The following is a 570-nucleotide window of genomic DNA, read 5'->3' as shown; positions in this document are numbered from 1 at the left end:
GAAGTCGGTGGGGTAACCCTTACGGGAGCCAGCCGCCGAAGGTGGGGTAGATGATTGGGGTGAAGTCGTAACAAGGTAGCCGTATCGGAAGGTGCGGCTGGATCACCTCCTTTCTATGGAGAATCGTCTTCTGCAACGAAGACATTCAAATATGACTTCATTGAAGTCACCCTTAAAATCAGGTTTCGGCCTGTTACTCACTCGTTGGTCAGTTTTGAGAGTTCAACTCTCATTTGATCCTTGAAAACTAGATAACGAAACGAATTTGCGCAATTAGAAATATCCTTTTAGCTGAACTTGTGTCAAAACAAGTTTTAATAAAAGTAGCAGCGAAGGTTTTGGGATCCTTGATCCACATAACCGAAGCGATTGGTTAAGCTACTAAGAGCACACGGAGGATGCCTAGGCGCTAGGAGCCGAAGAAGGACGTGGCGAACAACGATACTGCCTCGGGGAGCTGTAAGCAAGCTTCGATCCGGGGATGTCCGAATGGGGAAACCCAGCTAGTGTAATAGCTAGTTACCCGTATCTGAATACATAGGATGCGAGGAGGCATACCCAGGGAACTGA

2 rRNA genes are annotated in these 570 nt (G+C 47.5%); both read left to right on the top strand.

Annotation, left to right across the window (positions count from 1 at the left end):
* Positions 1 to 113: ribosomal RNA gene (locus PAEVO_RS00075) — 16S ribosomal RNA — on the top strand; the annotation flags it as partial.
* 258 nt (positions 114 to 371) lie between these two features.
* Positions 372 to 570 (top strand): 23S ribosomal RNA (locus PAEVO_RS00070); the annotation flags it as partial.

Origin of the sequence: Paenibacillus sp. GM2FR (assembly GCF_002803325.1) — a bacterium.
In the GTDB taxonomy this organism is placed as follows: Bacteria; Bacillota; Bacilli; order Paenibacillales; family Paenibacillaceae; genus Paenibacillus_AQ; species Paenibacillus_AQ lautus.
Note: the sequence above shows the minus strand (reverse complement) of the source record. Positions and strands in the feature narration are given on the sequence as shown.